This is a genomic window from Rhodoblastus sphagnicola, assembly GCF_002937075.1.
GTDB lineage: Bacteria > Pseudomonadota > Alphaproteobacteria > Rhizobiales > Beijerinckiaceae > Rhodoblastus > Rhodoblastus sphagnicola.
This window is the reverse complement of sequence record NZ_NHSJ01000089.1, coordinates 33,270-49,793: the sequence shown is the minus strand read 5'-3', so window position 1 is coordinate 49,793 and position 16,524 is coordinate 33,270. Positions and strand designations below refer to the sequence as shown.

At 64.0% G+C, this 16,524-nt stretch carries 15 protein-coding genes and 1 pseudogene; 8 read left to right on the top strand and 8 right to left on the bottom strand.

What is annotated here, in order from left to right:
- From CCR94_RS15070 to recN, 4 genes and pseudogenes are all read left to right on the top strand, one after another.
- Positions 1-540: pseudogene (locus CCR94_RS15070) on the top strand (cell division protein FtsZ); the annotation flags it as partial.
- A 533-nt stretch (positions 541-1,073) separates the two neighbouring features.
- Positions 1,074-2,039: a UDP-3-O-acyl-N-acetylglucosamine deacetylase gene (gene lpxC, locus CCR94_RS15065; RefSeq protein ID WP_104508675.1), complete on the top strand. Its 966-nt coding sequence runs from the start codon at positions 1,074-1,076 to the stop codon at positions 2,037-2,039.
- A 223-nt stretch (positions 2,040-2,262) separates the two neighbouring features.
- Positions 2,263-3,147 carry an outer membrane protein assembly factor BamD gene (locus CCR94_RS15060; protein ID WP_104508674.1) on the top strand — a complete coding sequence of 295 codons (885 nt, stop codon included), beginning with the start codon at positions 2,263-2,265 and terminating at the stop codon, positions 3,145-3,147.
- A 143-nt stretch (positions 3,148-3,290) separates the two neighbouring features.
- Positions 3,291-4,961, top strand: a complete 1,671-nt coding sequence (gene recN / locus CCR94_RS15055) for a DNA repair protein RecN (RefSeq protein ID WP_104508673.1) — start codon at positions 3,291-3,293, stop codon at positions 4,959-4,961.
- Between the two features lie 45 nt (positions 4,962-5,006).
- Here the strand turns inward: recN and CCR94_RS15050 are convergent, their stop codons facing one another.
- On the bottom strand, positions 5,007-5,321 hold the full coding sequence (locus CCR94_RS15050) for a HigA family addiction module antitoxin (protein ID WP_104508672.1): 315 nt from the start codon (positions 5,319-5,321) through the stop codon (positions 5,007-5,009).
- Positions 5,293-5,577 carry a type II toxin-antitoxin system RelE/ParE family toxin gene (locus CCR94_RS15045; protein ID WP_104508678.1) on the bottom strand — a complete coding sequence of 95 codons (285 nt, stop codon included), beginning with the start codon at positions 5,575-5,577 and terminating at the stop codon, positions 5,293-5,295. The genes CCR94_RS15050 and CCR94_RS15045 overlap by 29 nt, the downstream gene beginning before the upstream one ends.
- A 90-nt stretch (positions 5,578-5,667) precedes the next feature.
- Here CCR94_RS15045 and CCR94_RS15040 point away from each other — a divergent pair, with 90 nt between their 5' ends.
- The 3 genes from CCR94_RS15040 to CCR94_RS15030 are packed head-to-tail and all read left to right on the top strand — an operon-like array spanning position 5,668 to position 8,953.
- Positions 5,668-7,542 carry an ABC-F family ATP-binding cassette domain-containing protein gene (locus CCR94_RS15040; protein ID WP_104508671.1) on the top strand — a complete coding sequence of 625 codons (1,875 nt, stop codon included), beginning with the start codon at positions 5,668-5,670 and terminating at the stop codon, positions 7,540-7,542.
- Between the two features lie 12 nt (positions 7,543-7,554).
- Positions 7,555-8,277: a cation efflux transmembrane domain-containing protein gene (locus CCR94_RS15035; protein ID WP_104508670.1), complete on the top strand. Its 723-nt coding sequence runs from the start codon at positions 7,555-7,557 to the stop codon at positions 8,275-8,277.
- Positions 8,278-8,317: 40 nt separating this feature from the next.
- Entirely contained in the window at positions 8,318-8,953 is a 636-nt protein-coding gene (locus CCR94_RS15030; RefSeq protein ID WP_104508669.1) for a phosphatase PAP2 family protein, read from the top strand.
- Positions 8,954-8,990: 37 nt separating this feature from the next.
- Here the strand turns inward: CCR94_RS15030 and hflX are convergent, their stop codons facing one another.
- From hflX to CCR94_RS15010, 4 genes are all read right to left on the bottom strand, one after another.
- The gene (gene hflX, locus CCR94_RS15025; RefSeq protein ID WP_104508668.1) at positions 8,991-10,352 is read right to left on the bottom strand and encodes a GTPase HflX; all 1,362 of its coding nucleotides are present in this window, start codon (positions 10,350-10,352) and stop codon (positions 8,991-8,993) included.
- 13 nt (positions 10,353-10,365) lie between these two features.
- A complete protein-coding gene (gene hfq / locus CCR94_RS15020; RefSeq protein ID WP_104508677.1) occupies positions 10,366-10,617 on the bottom strand; it encodes an RNA chaperone Hfq in 252 nt (83 codons plus the stop codon).
- A 187-nt stretch (positions 10,618-10,804) separates the two neighbouring features.
- Positions 10,805-11,665: a D-amino-acid transaminase gene (locus CCR94_RS15015; protein ID WP_104508676.1), complete on the bottom strand. Its 861-nt coding sequence runs from the start codon at positions 11,663-11,665 to the stop codon at positions 10,805-10,807.
- A gap of 188 nt (positions 11,666-11,853) precedes the next feature.
- Entirely contained in the window at positions 11,854-12,717 is an 864-nt protein-coding gene (locus CCR94_RS15010; RefSeq protein ID WP_170068952.1) for a LysR substrate-binding domain-containing protein, read from the bottom strand.
- Between the two features lie 324 nt (positions 12,718-13,041).
- Between CCR94_RS15010 and CCR94_RS15005 the strand changes: the two genes are divergently transcribed.
- Complete coding sequence (locus CCR94_RS15005; RefSeq protein ID WP_104508666.1) at positions 13,042-13,950, top strand: DMT family transporter; 909 nt, start codon at positions 13,042-13,044, stop codon at positions 13,948-13,950.
- Between the two features lie 165 nt (positions 13,951-14,115).
- Here the strand turns inward: CCR94_RS15005 and CCR94_RS15000 are convergent, their stop codons facing one another.
- Together CCR94_RS15000 and ntrX are read right to left on the bottom strand one after the other, a co-directional pair.
- A complete protein-coding gene (locus CCR94_RS15000) occupies positions 14,116-14,928 on the bottom strand; it encodes a bestrophin-like domain (RefSeq protein WP_104508665.1) in 813 nt (270 codons plus the stop codon).
- Positions 14,929-15,155: 227 nt separating this feature from the next.
- Positions 15,156-16,523, bottom strand: coding sequence for a nitrogen assimilation response regulator NtrX (ntrX, locus tag CCR94_RS14995; protein ID WP_104508664.1), 1,368 nt, complete (start codon positions 16,521-16,523; stop codon positions 15,156-15,158).
- Between the last annotated feature and the right edge of the window lies 1 nt (position 16,524).

Sequence of the window (16,524 nt, the reverse complement as noted above, 5' to 3'; positions counted from 1 at the left end):
GCCTACGCCCCCTCGGCCGAACCGCAGGGCTACGCCCCGCAACACGCCGACGTGCAGATCACGCGCGTGGCGCCGCAGCCCTATCGGGAGCCCGTCGCCGCCCCCCAGCAGCGCCGTGACGCGCAGCCGCAGGCGCCTCAGGTTTACATTCCCCCGGCGGCGGAACAGCCGCAGCAGGCCCGCCGCATGCCCAGCATCGACGACCTGCCGCTGCCCGGCCAGAGCCTTTTGCGCGCGCAAACCCCCAACGAGGGCGAGCCGGAATCGCGCCGCCGCACCCTGCTGGAGCGTCTCGCCAATTTCGGCATGAGCCGCGCCGACGAGTTGCGCGCCCACCAGTCCGAGACCGCGCAGCAGCCGCGGATCGCGTCGCCCTCGAACTATCAGCAGCAGCAGCCCTCCCCCGTTCACGCCGAATACGCCAAGCGCCCGCCGCAGCAGCGGCCCGCCGGCGCCCTCGACGCCCAGGGCCGCCCCTTGCAGCGCTCCGAGGAGGACCAACTGGAGATTCCGGCCTTCCTGCGCCGCCAGAACCGCTGATCGCGCCCCGATCCGGGCAAAGAACGATTCATTCGGAAACCCGCCGCGAGGCGGGTTTTTTCGTGTCGCAGACTTGTCGCAGAGCAAAACGGCGGGCGATCCGATCGGCGCGGCGCCGCCACAATTGATTCGTCCCGGCCGAGGGTTGAATTATGAAGAAATCCTTAATACCAAAGGCTTCTGCTTGCGAATCACTGTCAATATGCTGACGCAAGGTCGTGGCGAAAACACGGTTAAATTTGTAACAGAGCCGTAAGAAAGTTTGATTTGGATTGACCGGCGCTCAAAGTTACCTTCTAGCCGTGGAGCAGCACATCGCGGTTGCGCCGTTGGCGATTCCCTTCTGAAACTCAAGCGTTTCCGAAGGTTTGTCGCGGCCGGCTCCACAACAGGCGCGCCGCGCCCGAGACTTTCGGTTCCCGAGGCTTTCGGTTCAAAGGGAAATTCGGGGTTTTGGGCGAAATGTGGCGAAAGCCGGTCAGAAACGAAACGTTCCCGCGGATGTGGCGGGGCGAGAAAAGATCGGGATGCGAATGAAGTCGACCCAACAGACCACGCTGCGGACTCGCGTCGTCGTCTCCGGAGGCATTGGTGTTCACTCGGGCAAGCCCGTCCGCCTCGTCCTCAATCCCGCCGAAGCTGGAACCGGCCTGGTGTTCCAGCGCACCGGCCTCGCCAATGGGGCCAGCCGCCGCATCGAAGCCCGCCATTCCAAGGTCACCATGACCGACCTGTGCACGGTGATCGGCGAGGACGGCAAGAATCTCGTCGCCACCATCGAGCATCTGGTCGCCGCCCTGCGCGGCCTCAATATCGACAATTGCCTGATCGAGGTCGACGGGCCGGAAACCCCGATCATGGACGGCTCCGCCGCCGCCTTCGTCGAGGCCATCGACCGCGCCGGCGTGAGCCATCTCGACGCGCCGCGCCGCTTCATCAAGATTCTCAAGACGGTGCGCATCGAGCACGGCCGCGGCTATTCCGAACTGCGCCCCGCCGACCGCAACGCCCGGCCCGATTCCTTCCGCCTCGATGTCGAGATCGATTTCGACAATGCGGCGATCGGTCGCCAGCGTAAAATCCTCGACCTTGATCCGCTCGCCTTCCGCCGCGAACTCGCCCGCGCCCGCACCTTCGGCTTCCTGTCCGATGTCGAGAAGCTGACGAAAATGGGTTTCGCGCTCGGCGCGTCGCTGGAAAACTCCGTCGGCATCGACGGCGACCGCATCCTCAATCCCGAGGGCCTGCGCTTTTCCGACGAATTCGTCCGCCACAAGATGCTCGACGCCGTCGGCGATCTGGCGCTGGCCGGCGCGCCGCTGATCGGCGCCTACCAGTCCTATTGCGGCGGCCACAAGATGAATGTCGCCGTGCTCGACGCTTTGTTCGCCGACAAGAAAGCCTGGCGCTTCGTCGAGGCCCCGGTTCCCCATCGCGCCGGCGCGCGCGCCGATCTCGGCCTCGCCGTTAGCCCCGCCTTCATGCCCGAGCGCGGCTGAGTCGCCTTGTTTGCCTGAACCGGCAGGGCGCCGCCGCGAGGCCGGCGCCCTTTGCTTGAGGCAATTGCGCTTATGACTTAAATTCGCCGCAAAAGCTCGGCTTCTGTGAGCGAGCGCCGCGCTAGCGCCGCGACGCGACATCCGTTAAACAAGCGTGGAGACGCGCTCCCGCGCGGTGCGACGCGCAACTTGGCCGTCGCGCAAACCTGTCCAGAGAGCCTTGATGAATCCGAAACGCGAATCTGGCCTGAAACTGCTTGTTGCGCTGGCGGCGCTCGCCCTGCCCGGCGCGCCCATGTCCGTTTCCTCCGCCTGGGCCTTTTCGCTGGACGATCTCAATCCGTTCGGCCCCTCGAAATATGAGCAAAAGGTCGATCCGCAGGTGCCGGCCGACCACTTCTACAATGAGGGCCTGACCAAGCTCGAAAAGGGCGATTACGAGGGGGCGGCGAAGAAATTCGGCGACATGCAGAAGAAGTATCCCTTCTCGCAATGGGCGCGCAAGGCGCTGTTGATGGAGGTTTACGCCAATTACCGCGACGGCAAGGCCACCGACGCCACCACCGCCGCCGACCGCTATCTCTCGCTCTATCCCACCACGCCCGAGGCGGCCTACGCCACCTATCTCGCCGGACAGGCCCTGTTCGAGAACATGCCCGACATCCATCGCGATCAGGCCGGCATGGCCAAGGCGATGCGCTATTTCCAGACCGTTGTGGATAAATATCCCAAGTCGGACTATGCCGCCGACGCCCGCTACAAGCTGCAAGTGGCGCGCGACCAGCTCGCCGCCTATGAGCTGAATGTCGGGCGCTATTACATGAAGAAGGAAAATTACGCGGCGGCGATCAATCGCTTCCGCGAGGTTCTCTTCAAGTACCAGACCACCCGCGAGGCCGAGGAGGCGCTGGAGCGCCTGACCGAATGCTACCTCGCCATCGGCGTGACGCCGGAGGCGCAGACGGCCGCGGCCGTGCTCGGCGCCAATTTCCCCAACTCGCCGTTCTACCAGGACGCCTTCGACCGGCTCAAGGGCCAGGGCCTGGCGCCCAAGGAAAGCCAGGATTCCTGGATCTCCAAGATTTTTCGCAAGGTCGGAATGAGCTGAGCGGCGTGTTGCGTTCGGGCGGCGTTTTTGCGAAAAACCAGGGACAACTTTTTTCGTAGACGCCGCATTGCTTGTCTTGAAGCGGCGTATTTGCGAAAAACAGGGAACCACTTTTTCGTACGCCGCTCGGCGGGAAAGCGTGAATGCTCGTCCAGCTCGCCATCCGCGACATCGTGCTGATTGATCGGCTGGAGCTGGAGTTTTCCGGCGGCATGACCGTGCTCACCGGCGAAACCGGCGCCGGCAAGAGCATTCTGCTCGACGCCTTCTCGCTGGCGCTCGGCGGGCGCGGCGACGGCTCCCTGGTGCGCGCCGGCCAGTCCCAGGGGCAGGTGATCGCGGCTTTCGATGCGCCGCTCGACCATCCGGCGCGGCAGATCGCCGCCGATCAGGAAATTCCCGTCGATGGCGACCTGATCCTGCGCCGCGTGCAAATGGCCGACGGCCGCAGCCGCGGCTATATCAACGACCAGCCCGTCAGCATCCAGATTTTGCGCGCCATCGGCCGGGAGCTTGTGGAAATTCATGGCCAGCACGACGACCGGGCTTTGGCCGATCCCGCTCTGCACCGTACGCTGGTGGACGCCTTCGGCGGGTTGGAGCCGTTGAGCGAAGCGACGCGCTCGGCCCATGTGCGCTGGCGCCATGCGGAACGGTTGCTGCGCGACGAGCAGGAAAAAATCGAACTGGCGCGCAAGGAGGCCGATTATCTCCGGCACTCTTTTGAAGATCTGTCCAAGCTGCGGCCCGAACCGGGCGAGGAGGAGCGCTTGGCCTCCGAGCGCTCCGCCATGCAGCAGGCCGAAAAGGTGTTTGGCGATCTGCGCGACGCCCAGGACTCCGTGTCCGGCGACGGCTCGCCGCTGGCGCTGCTGTCGGGCGTGCTGCGGCGGCTCGACCGCCGCCAGTCGCAGGCGCCCGACCTGATCGACCCCTGCCTGCAAGCGCTTGACGCCGCGCTGAACGCGCTCGACGCCGCGCAGGCCACGCTGGACCAGGCGCTGAAGGACGCGCGCTTCGATCCGCGCGATCTGGAGCGGGTGGAGGAGCGGCTGTTTTCTCTGCGCGCCGCCGCGCGAAAATATGGCGCGCCGGTGGAAAGCCTGTCCGCCCTGGCGCAAAAGATCGCCGGCGAACTCGCCGCGCTCGACGCGAGCGAGAGCCGGCTGAAGGAACTGGAAGCCGAGCGGGCTGCCGCCGAGGCGGAGTTTCGCGCCTGCTGCGCCACCTTGAGCAAGGCGCGAACAAAGGCCGCTGGCGATCTCGACAGCGCCGTCAACGCCGAATTGGCGCCGCTGAAACTGGAGCGGGCGCGGTTCTCGACGCGGATCACGCCCGACGAGGCCGGGGCCAACGCCGATGGCGCGGAAAGAATCGAGTTCTGGGTGCAGACCAACCCCGGCGCCCGGCCCGGTCCGATGATGAAAGTGGCCTCGGGGGGCGAACTGTCGCGCTTCATGCTGGCGCTGAAAGTGGTTTTGGCCGATCGCGGCTCGGCGCCGACGCTGGTGTTCGACGAGATCGATTCGGGCGCGGGCGGCGCGGTCGCCGACGCCATCGGCCAGCGTTTGGCGCGGCTGGCGGAAAAGGTGCAGGTTCTCACCGTGACCCATGCGCCGCAGGTGGCGGCGCGGGCGGAAAAGCATCTGCGTATTTCCAAGGATCTGGCCGACAAGGGGGCGCGGGCCGCGACCAGCGTGGCGCCGCTGGAGGACCGCCACCGGCTCGAGGAAATCGCGCGGATGCTGTCGGGGGCGACCATCACCGACGAGGCGCGCGCGGCGGCGGCGAAGCTGATGGATGGGGCGGAGTAGCGGGGATGGCGCCCATCCGTCTCGCGCCTCAACCCGTCTCCCTTCTCACGCCGCGCGCGGGTTGATTCTCCGCAAATCATCGCCGATCTGGCGGCGGCGCCGCATGAGGTCGTGGTCGGCTTGGAGACCAAGGAAAAAACCTTCCGACAGGCCAAAATAGCGCGCCAGCCGCAAGTCCGTGTCGGCGGTGATGGCGCGTTTGCCAAGCACGATTTCATTGATGCGGCGCGGCGGCACGTTGAGCGCGCGCGCGAGCGCGTTCTGGCTCAGGCCCATCGGCGCCAGAAATTCTTCCAGCAAAATTTCGCCCGGCGTGGGATTGGGCAGAAGCTCATCGGCGGTAATCGACGATTTCGACATTGAAAGCTCCTCCCTCGCTCCAGACAAAACACAAGCGCCACTGATCGTTGATCCGGATGCTGTGCTGGCCGCTTCGGTCGCCCTTCAACGCGTCCAAGCGATTGCCGGGTGGAATGCGCAAATCCTCCAGGACGCGCGCCTGATTCAGCAGACGCAACTTGCGCAGCGCCACCGCTTGCATATCCGCCGGAAGCTTCCGGCTGCGGCGCCCAAGCCAAATCGTTTCCGTTTGGTCGCAGGCAAAGCTTCGGATCATGAACAATCATATCGCATGACGTTATGCGGTACAAGCATGGGCGTCACACGCCCACTCGTCGGCGGCGGCACAACAGTATAAGAAGCCGCTATGCTGCAAATCACCGATCTCACCTATCGCCTCGGTCCCCGCGTTCTGTTCGACTCCGCCAGCGCGGTGCTGCCCGAGCGCGGCAAGGTCGGCTTCGTCGGACGCAACGGCGCCGGCAAGACCACCCTGTTTCGCCTGATTCGCGGCGAGATCGCCGCCGAAGGCGGGACCATGCAGATCCCGCGCGGGGCGCGAATCGGGAGCGTCGAGCAGGAGGCGCCCGGCGGCGAGGGCAAGCTGATCGATTTCGTGCTCGCCGCCGACGTCGAACGCGCCAGTCTGCTGGAGGAGGCGGAGGTTGCGCACGATCCGCACCGGATCGCCGAAATCCATGTGCGGCTCGCCGATATCGAGGCCCATGCGGCCCCGGCGCGGGCGGCGGAAATTCTCGCCGGCCTGGGCTTCGATGAAGAGGCGCAAAATCGGGCGCTGAAAGAGTATTCCGGCGGGTGGCGGATGCGCGTGGCGCTGGCCGCCGTGCTGTTCGCGCGGCCCGACCTGCTGCTGCTCGACGAGCCGACCAATTATCTCGATCTCGAAGGCGCGCTCTGGCTGATCGACTATTTGAAGACCTATCCCGCGACCACCGTGATCATCAGCCATGATCGCGACCTGCTCAACGAGGTCTGCGACCATATCGTCCATCTCGAACAGGCAAAACTCACCGTCTATCGCGGCAATTACGATTCGTTTGCGCGCCAGCGCGCGGAAGCGCGGATGTTGCAGGCGAAATTCTTGAAAAAGCAAGAAGACAAGCGCGCCCATCTCCAGGCTTTCGTCGATCGCTTCCGCGCCAAGGCCACCAAGGCGCGGCAGGCGCAGAGCCGGCTGAAGATGCTGGAGAAGATGGAGGAGGTTTCCGCCGTCGTGGACGAGGAGGTGCTGCCGTTCAACTTCCCCTCGCCGGAACGGCCGCTGTCACCGCCGCTGATCACGCTGGAAGGGGTCTGCGTCGGCTATGACGACCGCGCCGTGCTGTCGAAACTCAACCTCACCCTTTCGGACGATGACCGCATCGGTCTGCTCGGCTCCAACGGCAACGGCAAATCCACCTTCGCCAAGCTGTTGGGCGGGCGGTTGCCGGCGATGTCCGGCGTGATGAAGCGCTCGTCCAAGCTGGAGGCCGGGTTTTTCGCCCAGCATCAGGTGGACGATCTCAACGAGCAGGACACGCCCTATCTCGCCGTGCAACGGCTGATGCCGGAGGCGCCGGAGGCGCGGGTCCGGTCGCGGGCGGCGCAACTGGGCTTTCCCGGCGGCAAGGGCGATACGCGCGTGGCGCAGCTCTCCGGCGGCGAAAAGGCGCGGTTGCTGATGGGGCTTTGCACCTTCGCCGGCCCGCATCTGCTCATCCTCGACGAGCCGACCAACCATCTCGACATTGACAGCCGTTCGGCCTTGGCTGAGGCGATCAATGAATTTTCCGGCGCGGTGATTCTGATCTCGCACGATCAGTATTTGCTGGAGGCCTGCGCCGACCGGCTCTGGCTGGTGGCGGACGGGGGCGTAAAGCCGTTTGACGGCGACATGGCCGATTACCGCAAATTCGTGCTGGAGCAGGCGCGCAAGCCGAAGGAGCGGGACGGGGCTGGCGGCAATGCCGCGCTGGAGGCCCGCCGCAACGCCGCGCAGGCGCGCAAGGACGCCGCGCCGCTGGCGAAAAAGGTGAAGGCGGCCGAGGAGAAGATGGAAAAATTCTCGACTCTGATCGGCAAGGTCGATCTGATGCTGGCCGATCCCCGCGCCTTCGAGCGCAATCCGCAGGAGGCCGCCAAGCTGTCGCAGCAGCGCGCCGAACTGGAACGGGCGCTGTCGCAGGCGGAGGAGGAATGGCTGGAATTGTCGGCCGATTATGAGGCGCTGGTCAACGGTTAGGAGGACATCGCCATGGCCGAGGGATGTTGTGAAAGCAAGACCGGTTGCTGCGGGTCGTCCGCGTCGCCGGAACTTCTCGCTAAACCCGTTGAGGCGGATGCTTGCTGCCCCAGGGGCGTGCCGGCGTTCGACGGGCTGGATCCCCGCTACAAGAGCATCCTGTGGACGGTGATTGGCGTCAACGCCGCCATGTTCCTCGGCGAGACGGCGGCGGGACAGTTTTCGGGATCGCAGGCGCTCAAGGCCGACGCGCTGGATTTTCTCGCCGACACCGTCACCTACGGCCTGTCGCTGGCGGTGATCGGCGCCAATTTGCGCACGCGCGCCACGGCGGCGCTGGCCAAGGGCGTCTCGCTGTCGCTGATGGCGCTGTGGGTGTTCGGCTCGACCGTTTACCAGACCCTCGTCCTTGGTCTGCCCAAGGCCGAGGTCATGGGCGTGGTCGGCGCGCTGGCGCTGGCCGCCAATCTGGCTTCCGTGCTGCTGCTTGCGCCCTACAAGGATGGCGACGCCAATGTCCGGTCGGTGTGGCTGTGCTCGCGCAACGACGCCATCGGCAATGTCATCGTCATGGCGGCCGCGCTTGGGGTCTGGGGCACGGCGCAGGCTTGGCCGGACCTGTTGGTGGCGGCGATCATGGCGGGGGTGTTTCTCACCTCGTCCGTGCAGATCTTGCGGCACGCCTGGACCGAATACCGGCAGGGCGATCTTGCGCTGAAGCGTCCAGCCGTTTGAATTGTCACAAATCCAGGCTAAATCAGCCGCGGAGAATACCATGAACTGGAAAACAGCCGTCATCTGCGGCCTACTCGCCACAATCGTCCTGTCGATCGTTTTCATCGACCAAAATCTGGCGATTTGGGCTTACGAGAATTTTCACGACACCCGCAAGACCTTCCATAACCTCACCCGACTGGTGGACGGCATTGAAATCCTGGTCCTGATCGGCCTGATCTGGGGCGGCGCGCTCTTTTTCGCGCGCGGCGCGGGGCTGGCGGGGCGCGACGCGGCGATCCTGCGCGTCAGCCTTGCGGTGCTCGCGGCCATCGGCGTCAAGGATTTGCTGAAGGTCGTGTTCGGGCGCACCTGGCCGGAAACCTGGACCAACGCCAATCCTTCCTTCATCACCGACCACGTCTTCACCTTCGCGCCCTTCCACGGCGGGCTCGGCTGGTCGTCCTTCCCCTCCGGCCACGAGACGGTGGTGGCGAGTTTTTGCGCCGCGCTGTGGCTTCTGGCGCCGCGCCTGCGTTGGTTGTGCGTCCCGATGATGCTGGTGGTGGCGGTCGGCCTGATCGGCGCCGACGAGCATTGGCTCAGCGACATTATCGCCGGCGGGTTGGTCGGCTGGCTGGTCGGCGTGTTGATGGCGAAGGTGGAGCTGCCGAAAGCGGCCGCGCAGGCTCGATGAAGCCCCTCCCCCCGCTCGCGGGGGGGAGAGAGAAGGCTCAGTTGAGATCGCGCAATTGCGGAAAACGGCGCTCCAGCCGGGCGCGGGTTTCCTCGGGTACGCGGACCTGGAAGGCGGAGCCGTCCTCCGCCGCCTGTCGCTGCAAAACTTCGGTGTGGGCGTAGAGCCAAGCCTGGCCCTCGCCGTCGGCGGCGTCGAGCCGGATTTCGAACAGGACGCGGCCGCGTGCGTATCTCGCCTCGATGCCGGCCAGAAGGTCGTCCACGCCATCGCCGGTCGCCGCCGAAACCACGCAGGGCCTTTCGTCAACAGGTTTGCGCGCAGCGGTTTCGCGCAAGCGGTCGCGTTCCTCAGGCGGCAGCAGGTCGATCTTGTTGAACACTTCGATCAGTCTGGTGTCGTGCGCGTCTATGCCCAGTTCCGCCAGGATTTTTTCGACATCGGCGCCCTGCGCCTCGGCGTCTTCATGGGCGATGTCGCGCACGTGCAGGATGACGTCGGCCTCCAAAACTTCTTCCAGCGTGGCGCGGAAGGCCGAGACCAGCATGTGCGGAAGGTCGGAGATGAAGCCCACCGTATCCGACAGGATGACCTTGCCGCCATGCGGCAGTTTCAGGCCGCGCAGGGTCGGGTCGAGCGTGGCGAACAGCAAATCCTTGGCGAAGACGTCGGCCTTGGTCAGGCGATTGAACAGGCTGGATTTTCCGGCATTGGTGTAGCCGACCAGCGCGACAATGGGGAACGGGACTTCGCGGCGGCTTTTGCGGTGCAGGCCGCGTGTGCGCTTGACATGGTCGAGGTCGCGCTCGATGCGGGTCATGCGCTCCTGGATCAGGCGGCGGTCGGTTTCGATCTGGGTTTCGCCGGGGCCGCCGAGAAAGCCGAAGCCGCCGCGCTGCCGCTCCAGATGGGTCCAACTGCGCACCAGCCGCGATTTCTGATAGGCGAGATGGGCGAGTTCGACCTGCAACGCGCCCTCCTTGGTGCGGGCGCGTTCGCCGAAGATTTCCAGGATCAGGCCGGTGCGGTCGATCACCTTGGCGGCGAAGGCTTTTTCGAGGTTGCGCTGTTGCACCGGCGACAGGGCGCAATCGACCACCACCAAGTCGGCCTCGCGCTCTTTCACCAGCGCGGCGATTTCCTCGACCTTGCCCTTGCCGAGAAAGGTCGCGGGCCGGATCTGCGACAGCAACACCAGTTCGCGGCCGACCAGATCCACGTCAATGGCGAGCGCAAGGCCCTCAGCCTCGTCCAGCCGCGCTTCGGGCGCGCGCAGGGGTTTGGTCCCCTCGGCGTAAGTCGCGGCGCGGTCCGTGAGATAGGGGCCGAGCACGAGCGCGCGCGTCCTGGCGTCTTTTTGGGCCAAGGTCTCGCCGCCAAAAACCTGTGTCGTGCTCAATGAGCCAAATGCCTCACTTGTCCTGAGCTTCTTCCGCCGGGTCGAACATCTGGATAGGATGTCCCGGCATGATGGTTGATATGGCGTGCTTGTACACCAATTGCGAGTGCCCGTCCCGCCGCAACAGCACGCAGAAATTGTCGAACCAGCTGACAACGCCCTGAAGTTTCACGCCATTCACCAGGAAGATGGTCAGCGGGATTTTGTTTTTGCGCACATAATTAAGGAATGTGTCCTGAAGGTTCGGGGTGCGTTCGACCGCCATGTTTTTTTCCATTCACTTTTTTGACGCCCGTTTAGAACGGTTTTGGCGACGGTTTGCAAGAGTCGGTGGTTTGCAAGAGTCGGTATGGCTAGAGTCGCGCCGCCCACAGCGCGATAGCTTATTAGATGCTCAAGCCCGACACTTAGGCAAGATGTTCTTTTACGCTTGGTGTGATTTTGCCGCGCATTCAGCCACTCTTCACGGCGAATTCATGAAACGCCGCCCGCAACCCCAGCGCCACCGGGCCGGGCGCCCCCGCCCCGATCGGGCGACCGTCCAACTTCACCACCGGCATGACCAAAGTGGTCGCGCCGGAGATGAAGGCTTCGGCGGCGTCATGGGCTTGCGCGACGGTGAAGGCGCGCTCGACCAGCGCGAGCCCCTTCGCCTTGGCGATTTCCAGGATGCGGGCGCGGGTTATGCCTGAGAGAATCGCCGAATCGGCCGGATGGGTGATGAGCGCGCCCTGCTTGTCCACGATCCAGGCGTTGCTTGACGCGCCTTCGGTGACGAAACCGTCGGCGTCCACCAGCCAGGCCTCATAGGCGCCGGCTTCCCTGGCCTGCTGCTTGGCAAGAACGTTGGGCAGCAGGCTGACCGTTTTTATGTCCGGGCGCTTCCAGCGGATGTCCGGGACGCTGATGACGGCGATGCCCTTGCGCGCCTTGGCCTCGCCCGCGTCGGGGTCGTGGGCTTGCGCGAAGGCGACCAGCGTCGTCGGGGTTTTGGCGGACGGGAACACATGCTCGCGCCGCGCCGCGCCGCGGGTGATTTGCAGATAGACGTGGCCGTGGCGCACGCGGTTGCGGGCGACGAGTTCGCGCATGACGAATTTCAGCGCGGCTTCGCTCAAGGGTGGGGTCAGCCGCAAGGCGCCCGCCGAACGCGCGAGGCGATCGAGATGGCCGCGTTCGTCGATGAGCGCGCCTTGAAAAACCTCGATGACCTCGTAAATCCCGTCGGAAAACAGGAAGGCGCGGTCGTCGATGGACACGCCGGCCTCGGCGTGTCGGATATAGCGGCCGTTGACGTAAGCGATGCGACTCATGCGCTTGTTCCCATTTAATAAAAAGCCCATGCGTCCGGCGACGACCGTGAGCGGCGCGCCGAAAACCATGGACCACAGCGGGCTGCGCGAGGAATAGACCCAAACCCGGCGCTCGCAAAGGGACGGTCGCGGGCGCGCTGGACTCGGGCCGGATCGAGCGCCATTGGACGCGGAATTCCGCATTCGCCTTATCGAGGATGACCGGTCAAGGCCGATGGCACGGCGGAGGTGAGATATTCAGCGAGCGCCGACATCGCTTCGCCGCGCGACGGGCCTGAGAACAGGGCGATTTCCGTTTCAGGCAGGTCCGGCAGATCGTCCGCCGGCCCGAGGACGGCAAATTCCGGCAGCACCGCGCTTTGCCCGAGGACGCTGATCCCCACCCCCGCCGCGACGGCCGCCTGGACGCCAGACAGGCTCGTGCTCGTGTAAACGATCTCCCATGAACGCGTGCTGGCCCGCATTCGTTTCAGGACTTCGGGGCGATAGGCGCATCCAGCGGGAAACATCACGAGCGGAAGCGGGTCGGACGAGAACCGGCGATTGCGCGCGCCCACCCAAAGCAAAGGCTCACGCCACAGAACGTCGCCGGCGGTCGATCCCTCCTGCCGGCGCGCGACGACAAGATCGAGATGGCCGTCCTCAAGCTCGCGCAGCAGCTCCGCCGTCAGCGTGCTTCTCACATCGAGGCGGGTCGCGGGATAGGCGTCGGTAAAACGCCGGAGCGCGATGGGGAGGACTTGTGTCGCGAAATCTTCCAGGATTCCGAGGCGAACACTGCCGGTCACCACGGGACGGCGCAGTTTGAGCAGGGCCTCGTTGTTCAAACTGACCAGCGCTTCCGCATAGGCGCGCAGCATTTCCCCATGTTCCGTGAGGACAGCCTCGCGTCCCTTGCGCTGAAACAGCGCGTGCCCGACCGTCTCTTCGAGACGACGGATATGCAGGCTGACGGTCGATTGCGTTTTGCAGAGGCGACCGGCCGCCCTGGTGAAACCGCCATGCTGCAAGACGGCGAGAAAGGTGCACAGCAGTTCCAGGTCAAGGTTCACTTCAGCAACCCATCGAGTTTCACGATGCGACATGATCGATTAATATCATTATTCAGATCATAAATCACAATCTATCCTTGAAATCACTGCACTTGAGCACTTTTGTCGGTCATGTCGATATCGCCATGGAGAGTCATCGGCCTTTCCGTTGGGCGCTGGGCGGACATGAGTCTCGCGGCCATTCATACGAAATCCGAATGATCCATTCGGATTTCGTATTCCATTCGCGCGGAATTCCGCCTTCGCGATCCAAGAAATTCCGCGCGAGTTGTTTTCGCGGATTGCGAAGCAATCTCGCGGAAACCTTATCAAACGGGACACACGATGCCTGCCATATCGTTCAACGGACTCATCGCCGGCGTTCTGTTCGCGGCGTTCTGGAGTGGGTCCTTCATCGCGATCAAGTTCGCGCTTCCCCTGGCGCCGCCGCTGTGGTTGGCGGCCGGACGGCTGGTCGCCGCGTCCCTGGTGTTGCTGGCGGTCTTCGCGCGTCCGGCCATGAGGATCATTCGCGACGCCTCGCCTCGGATGCGCTGGAGAATGCTTGCGGCGGCCGTCCTCACCCAAAGTTATTACCTGGGCGCCACGTTCCACGCATTGGTCACATTGCCGGCGGCGCTGGTGTCGATCCTGGGATCGAGCCTGCCTCTCATTTCGATTCCCATGGCGACCGCCATGCTCGGAGAGAAGGCGTCGCCCCGCGAAGTCGTCGCCACTCTTGTCGGCATTGCCGGCATTGTCGTCGCGATTTTGGGAAAACCTGGCGCCGATGGACTGACGGACGCCCTCCTCTCCCCCTCCATTCTCGTGATGCTGTCGGGCGTGCTCGCGCTCGCGTTCGGCAACACGCTGCTGAAGTCGATCGTCTCAAAATCCGATGTCGTCCCCTTGGTCGCAACCCAGATGGCGGGGGGCGGGTTCGTCTTGCTTCTGTTCGCGATTTCCGTTGAAGGCCCGCCTCATTTCGACTGGAAATTCACGGCGTCCTTCGGGTTCGCCTATCTCGTTTTCATGGGATCCATTGCCGCAACATGGATGTGGATCGTGACGCTGCATCGATTCTCGGCCATCGGCGCCAGCGGGTTCTTTTTGCTCATCCCTGTTTTCGGAATCGTGTTTGGGCGCCTGTTCCTCGATGAGGTTGTCACGCCTCTTCAACTGCTGGGAACGGCCGTTCTCTGCGCCATGATCCTGGTGCGAAGCCTGTCAATCTCGAAAAGAGAGACGAGATAAGTCAATCGGCTCGTCAGAGACCCTCCGTCCCGGAAACCGGGGACGGAACGCATTGCGCATCGGCGTGAGCGCATAAGGCCGACTCCGGCCGGCGCGCAATTTGGAAAGCGCAGCGCGCGTAGGGTTATTGGCAATTGATCTTGTGTCGCCGGGCCCCAGCCGATCTCAAGGCGTCCACACCTGCTCGATGATCTCCGGGCCGATGCTGGTTTCACCGCGAAACGGATTGTCCAGAATGATCACCATGCCAACCGCCAGTCCGATCGCGGACATGTGCATCATGTTGATCTGGACGCCGAAGTGTCGCGCGTTATCCCGCCCGCTGAGAACAGAGGCGGCGACGACAAAGAGAACGAGAAGGATCCAGAAGTCGTCCGGGATGTTCATGGTGGCTGCCGATAGTCGCGCCGATCTGGATGTCTCGATCTGCGACGTCAGTTTCGACAGGTCGGCGCGCAAATCGGATCGCAAGGGCGTGGCTCCCTCATTCTGGTCCGGGAGAGCGCGAAGGGCGCTCCAGAGATCGTCCAGATTTTTTTGCGCAAGCGGCGACAGGGAAATGGGCAGCTTCGCCAGGCGCCGCCACTCGTCTTTGGCGACATTTTGCGCGTAGGATACGAGCGCCCGTTTCGCCGCGTCGGCCGAAGGACCGATCGCGTCCAGTTCCCGGCCCAGACGATAGATGGAGGTCGCCTCCGCCCTCACCGCCTTTTCGGTCTGCGACAAGGTCGACAGTCCATTCGAGATCAGCAGCGCGAGAACGAATGCGGTAAATCCGAGCATGCTGGTGTGCGCGGAGTCACCGAGCTTGTTGTCATAGTCGGCGCGTTCGGGCCAGCGGCGAAACCAGAGTCGATTGGCCAGGGCCGCAATCAAGCCGCCTATGACGCCAAAACTCAGCGCCAGCGTCGCCAGGATCGCCCAATCCGAGAGCGAATTGGCCAAGGCGTCCACAATTGATGTCTCACTGGCAAGCATAGGATCTTTTTCCGCGCGGTTGATCTGCCCGGGCAGACGCTCGAGGCGCGGGCGTTATATGCTGATGTGATGAACAAGAATGATCATAAAATTGGATCGGGCTACGATTTCGTCGACGCAGAATTCCGGTGACGTAATACGAATTACAGAATTAACGACGCGCCCACAGGGACGCCCGAACCGTCGGCATCGCCCCGCCGGAGACCTTCCTGACCGCGTTTTGCCTGTCAGTCGATCGCCAGCGATTTCAGTTTTCGGTGCAGCGCCGAGCGCTCCATTCCAATAAACTCCGCCGTGCGGGAAATATTGCCTCCGAAACGGTTGATCTGGGCGACCAGATATTCGCGCTCGAACACTTCGCGCGCCTCGCGCAGCGGCAGGCCCATCAGTTTTTCGCCGCCCGTGCCGGTCGGGGTGGAGGGGACAAGGGCACCGATTTCCTGCGGCAGCATTTCCGCCGTGATTTCCACTTCCGTGTCGCCGCCGGTGAGGATCATCAGACGCTCCACATTGTTGCGGAGCTGGCGGATGTTGCCGGGCCAGTCGTGCGATTGCAGCACGGCCATGGCGTCCTCGGCGATTTTCCGCTTCGGCAGGCCGGAATTGGCCGCGAGCTGGTCCATGAAGAAGGTGATCAGTTCGGGAATGTCCTCGCGCCGCTCGGACAGCGAGGGCACGCGGATCGGCACCACCGACAGGCGATGGAACAGATCCTCGCGGAAGGCGCCCTCGGCGATCAGCCGCGTCAGGTCGCGGGCCGACGAGGAGATCACGCGCACATCGACATGGACGCGGGTCGAGCCCTCGACCCTGGTGAAATTCTGATCGACCAGCACGCGCAGGATTTTGGCTTGCGTGTCGCGCGGCATGTCCGCGACTTCGTCAATGTAGAGCGTGCCGCCGTGGGCCTCTTCCAGCGCGCCGGTTTTCCGGGCGCGACCGTCGCGCGCTTCCACGCCGAACAGCTCGGTCTCCATGGTCTCGGCGGCGATGGCGGCGGCGTTGATGACCACGAACGGTCCGCTGGCGCGGGCGGAGGCCGCGTGAATGGCGCGCGCCGCCAACTCCTTGCCGACGCCCGGCGCGCCGGTGATGAGGATGCGCGAATTGGCCGGGGCCACTTTCTCGATCAGCTGCCGCAATTGCTGCAACGCCGCCGAATGGCCCGACAACGTGGTTCCCGCCGCGCCGCGGGCTTTCAATTCGCTGACCTCCCGGCGCAGCCGCGAGGTTTCCAGCGCCCGCTCCGCCACCAGCACGAGGCGGTCGGCCTTGAACGGCTTTTCGATGAAATCATAGGCGCCCTGGCGGATCGCCGTCACCGCCGTCTCGATATTGCCGTGGCCGGAGATCATCACGATCGGCAAGGTCTGGTGGTGGCGCTTGACGCTTTCCAGCAATTGCAGGCCGTCGAGTTTCGAGCCCTGCATCCAGATGTCGAGGAAGATCATCGAGGGGCGGCGCGCCTCGATGGCCGTCAGGGCCTCGTCGGAATTGCGCGCCGTGCGCGTCGAATAGCCCTCGTCCTCCAGAATGCCGGCGACAAGTTCGCGAATGTCGGCTTCGTCATCGACGATCAATATGTCGTGCGCCATG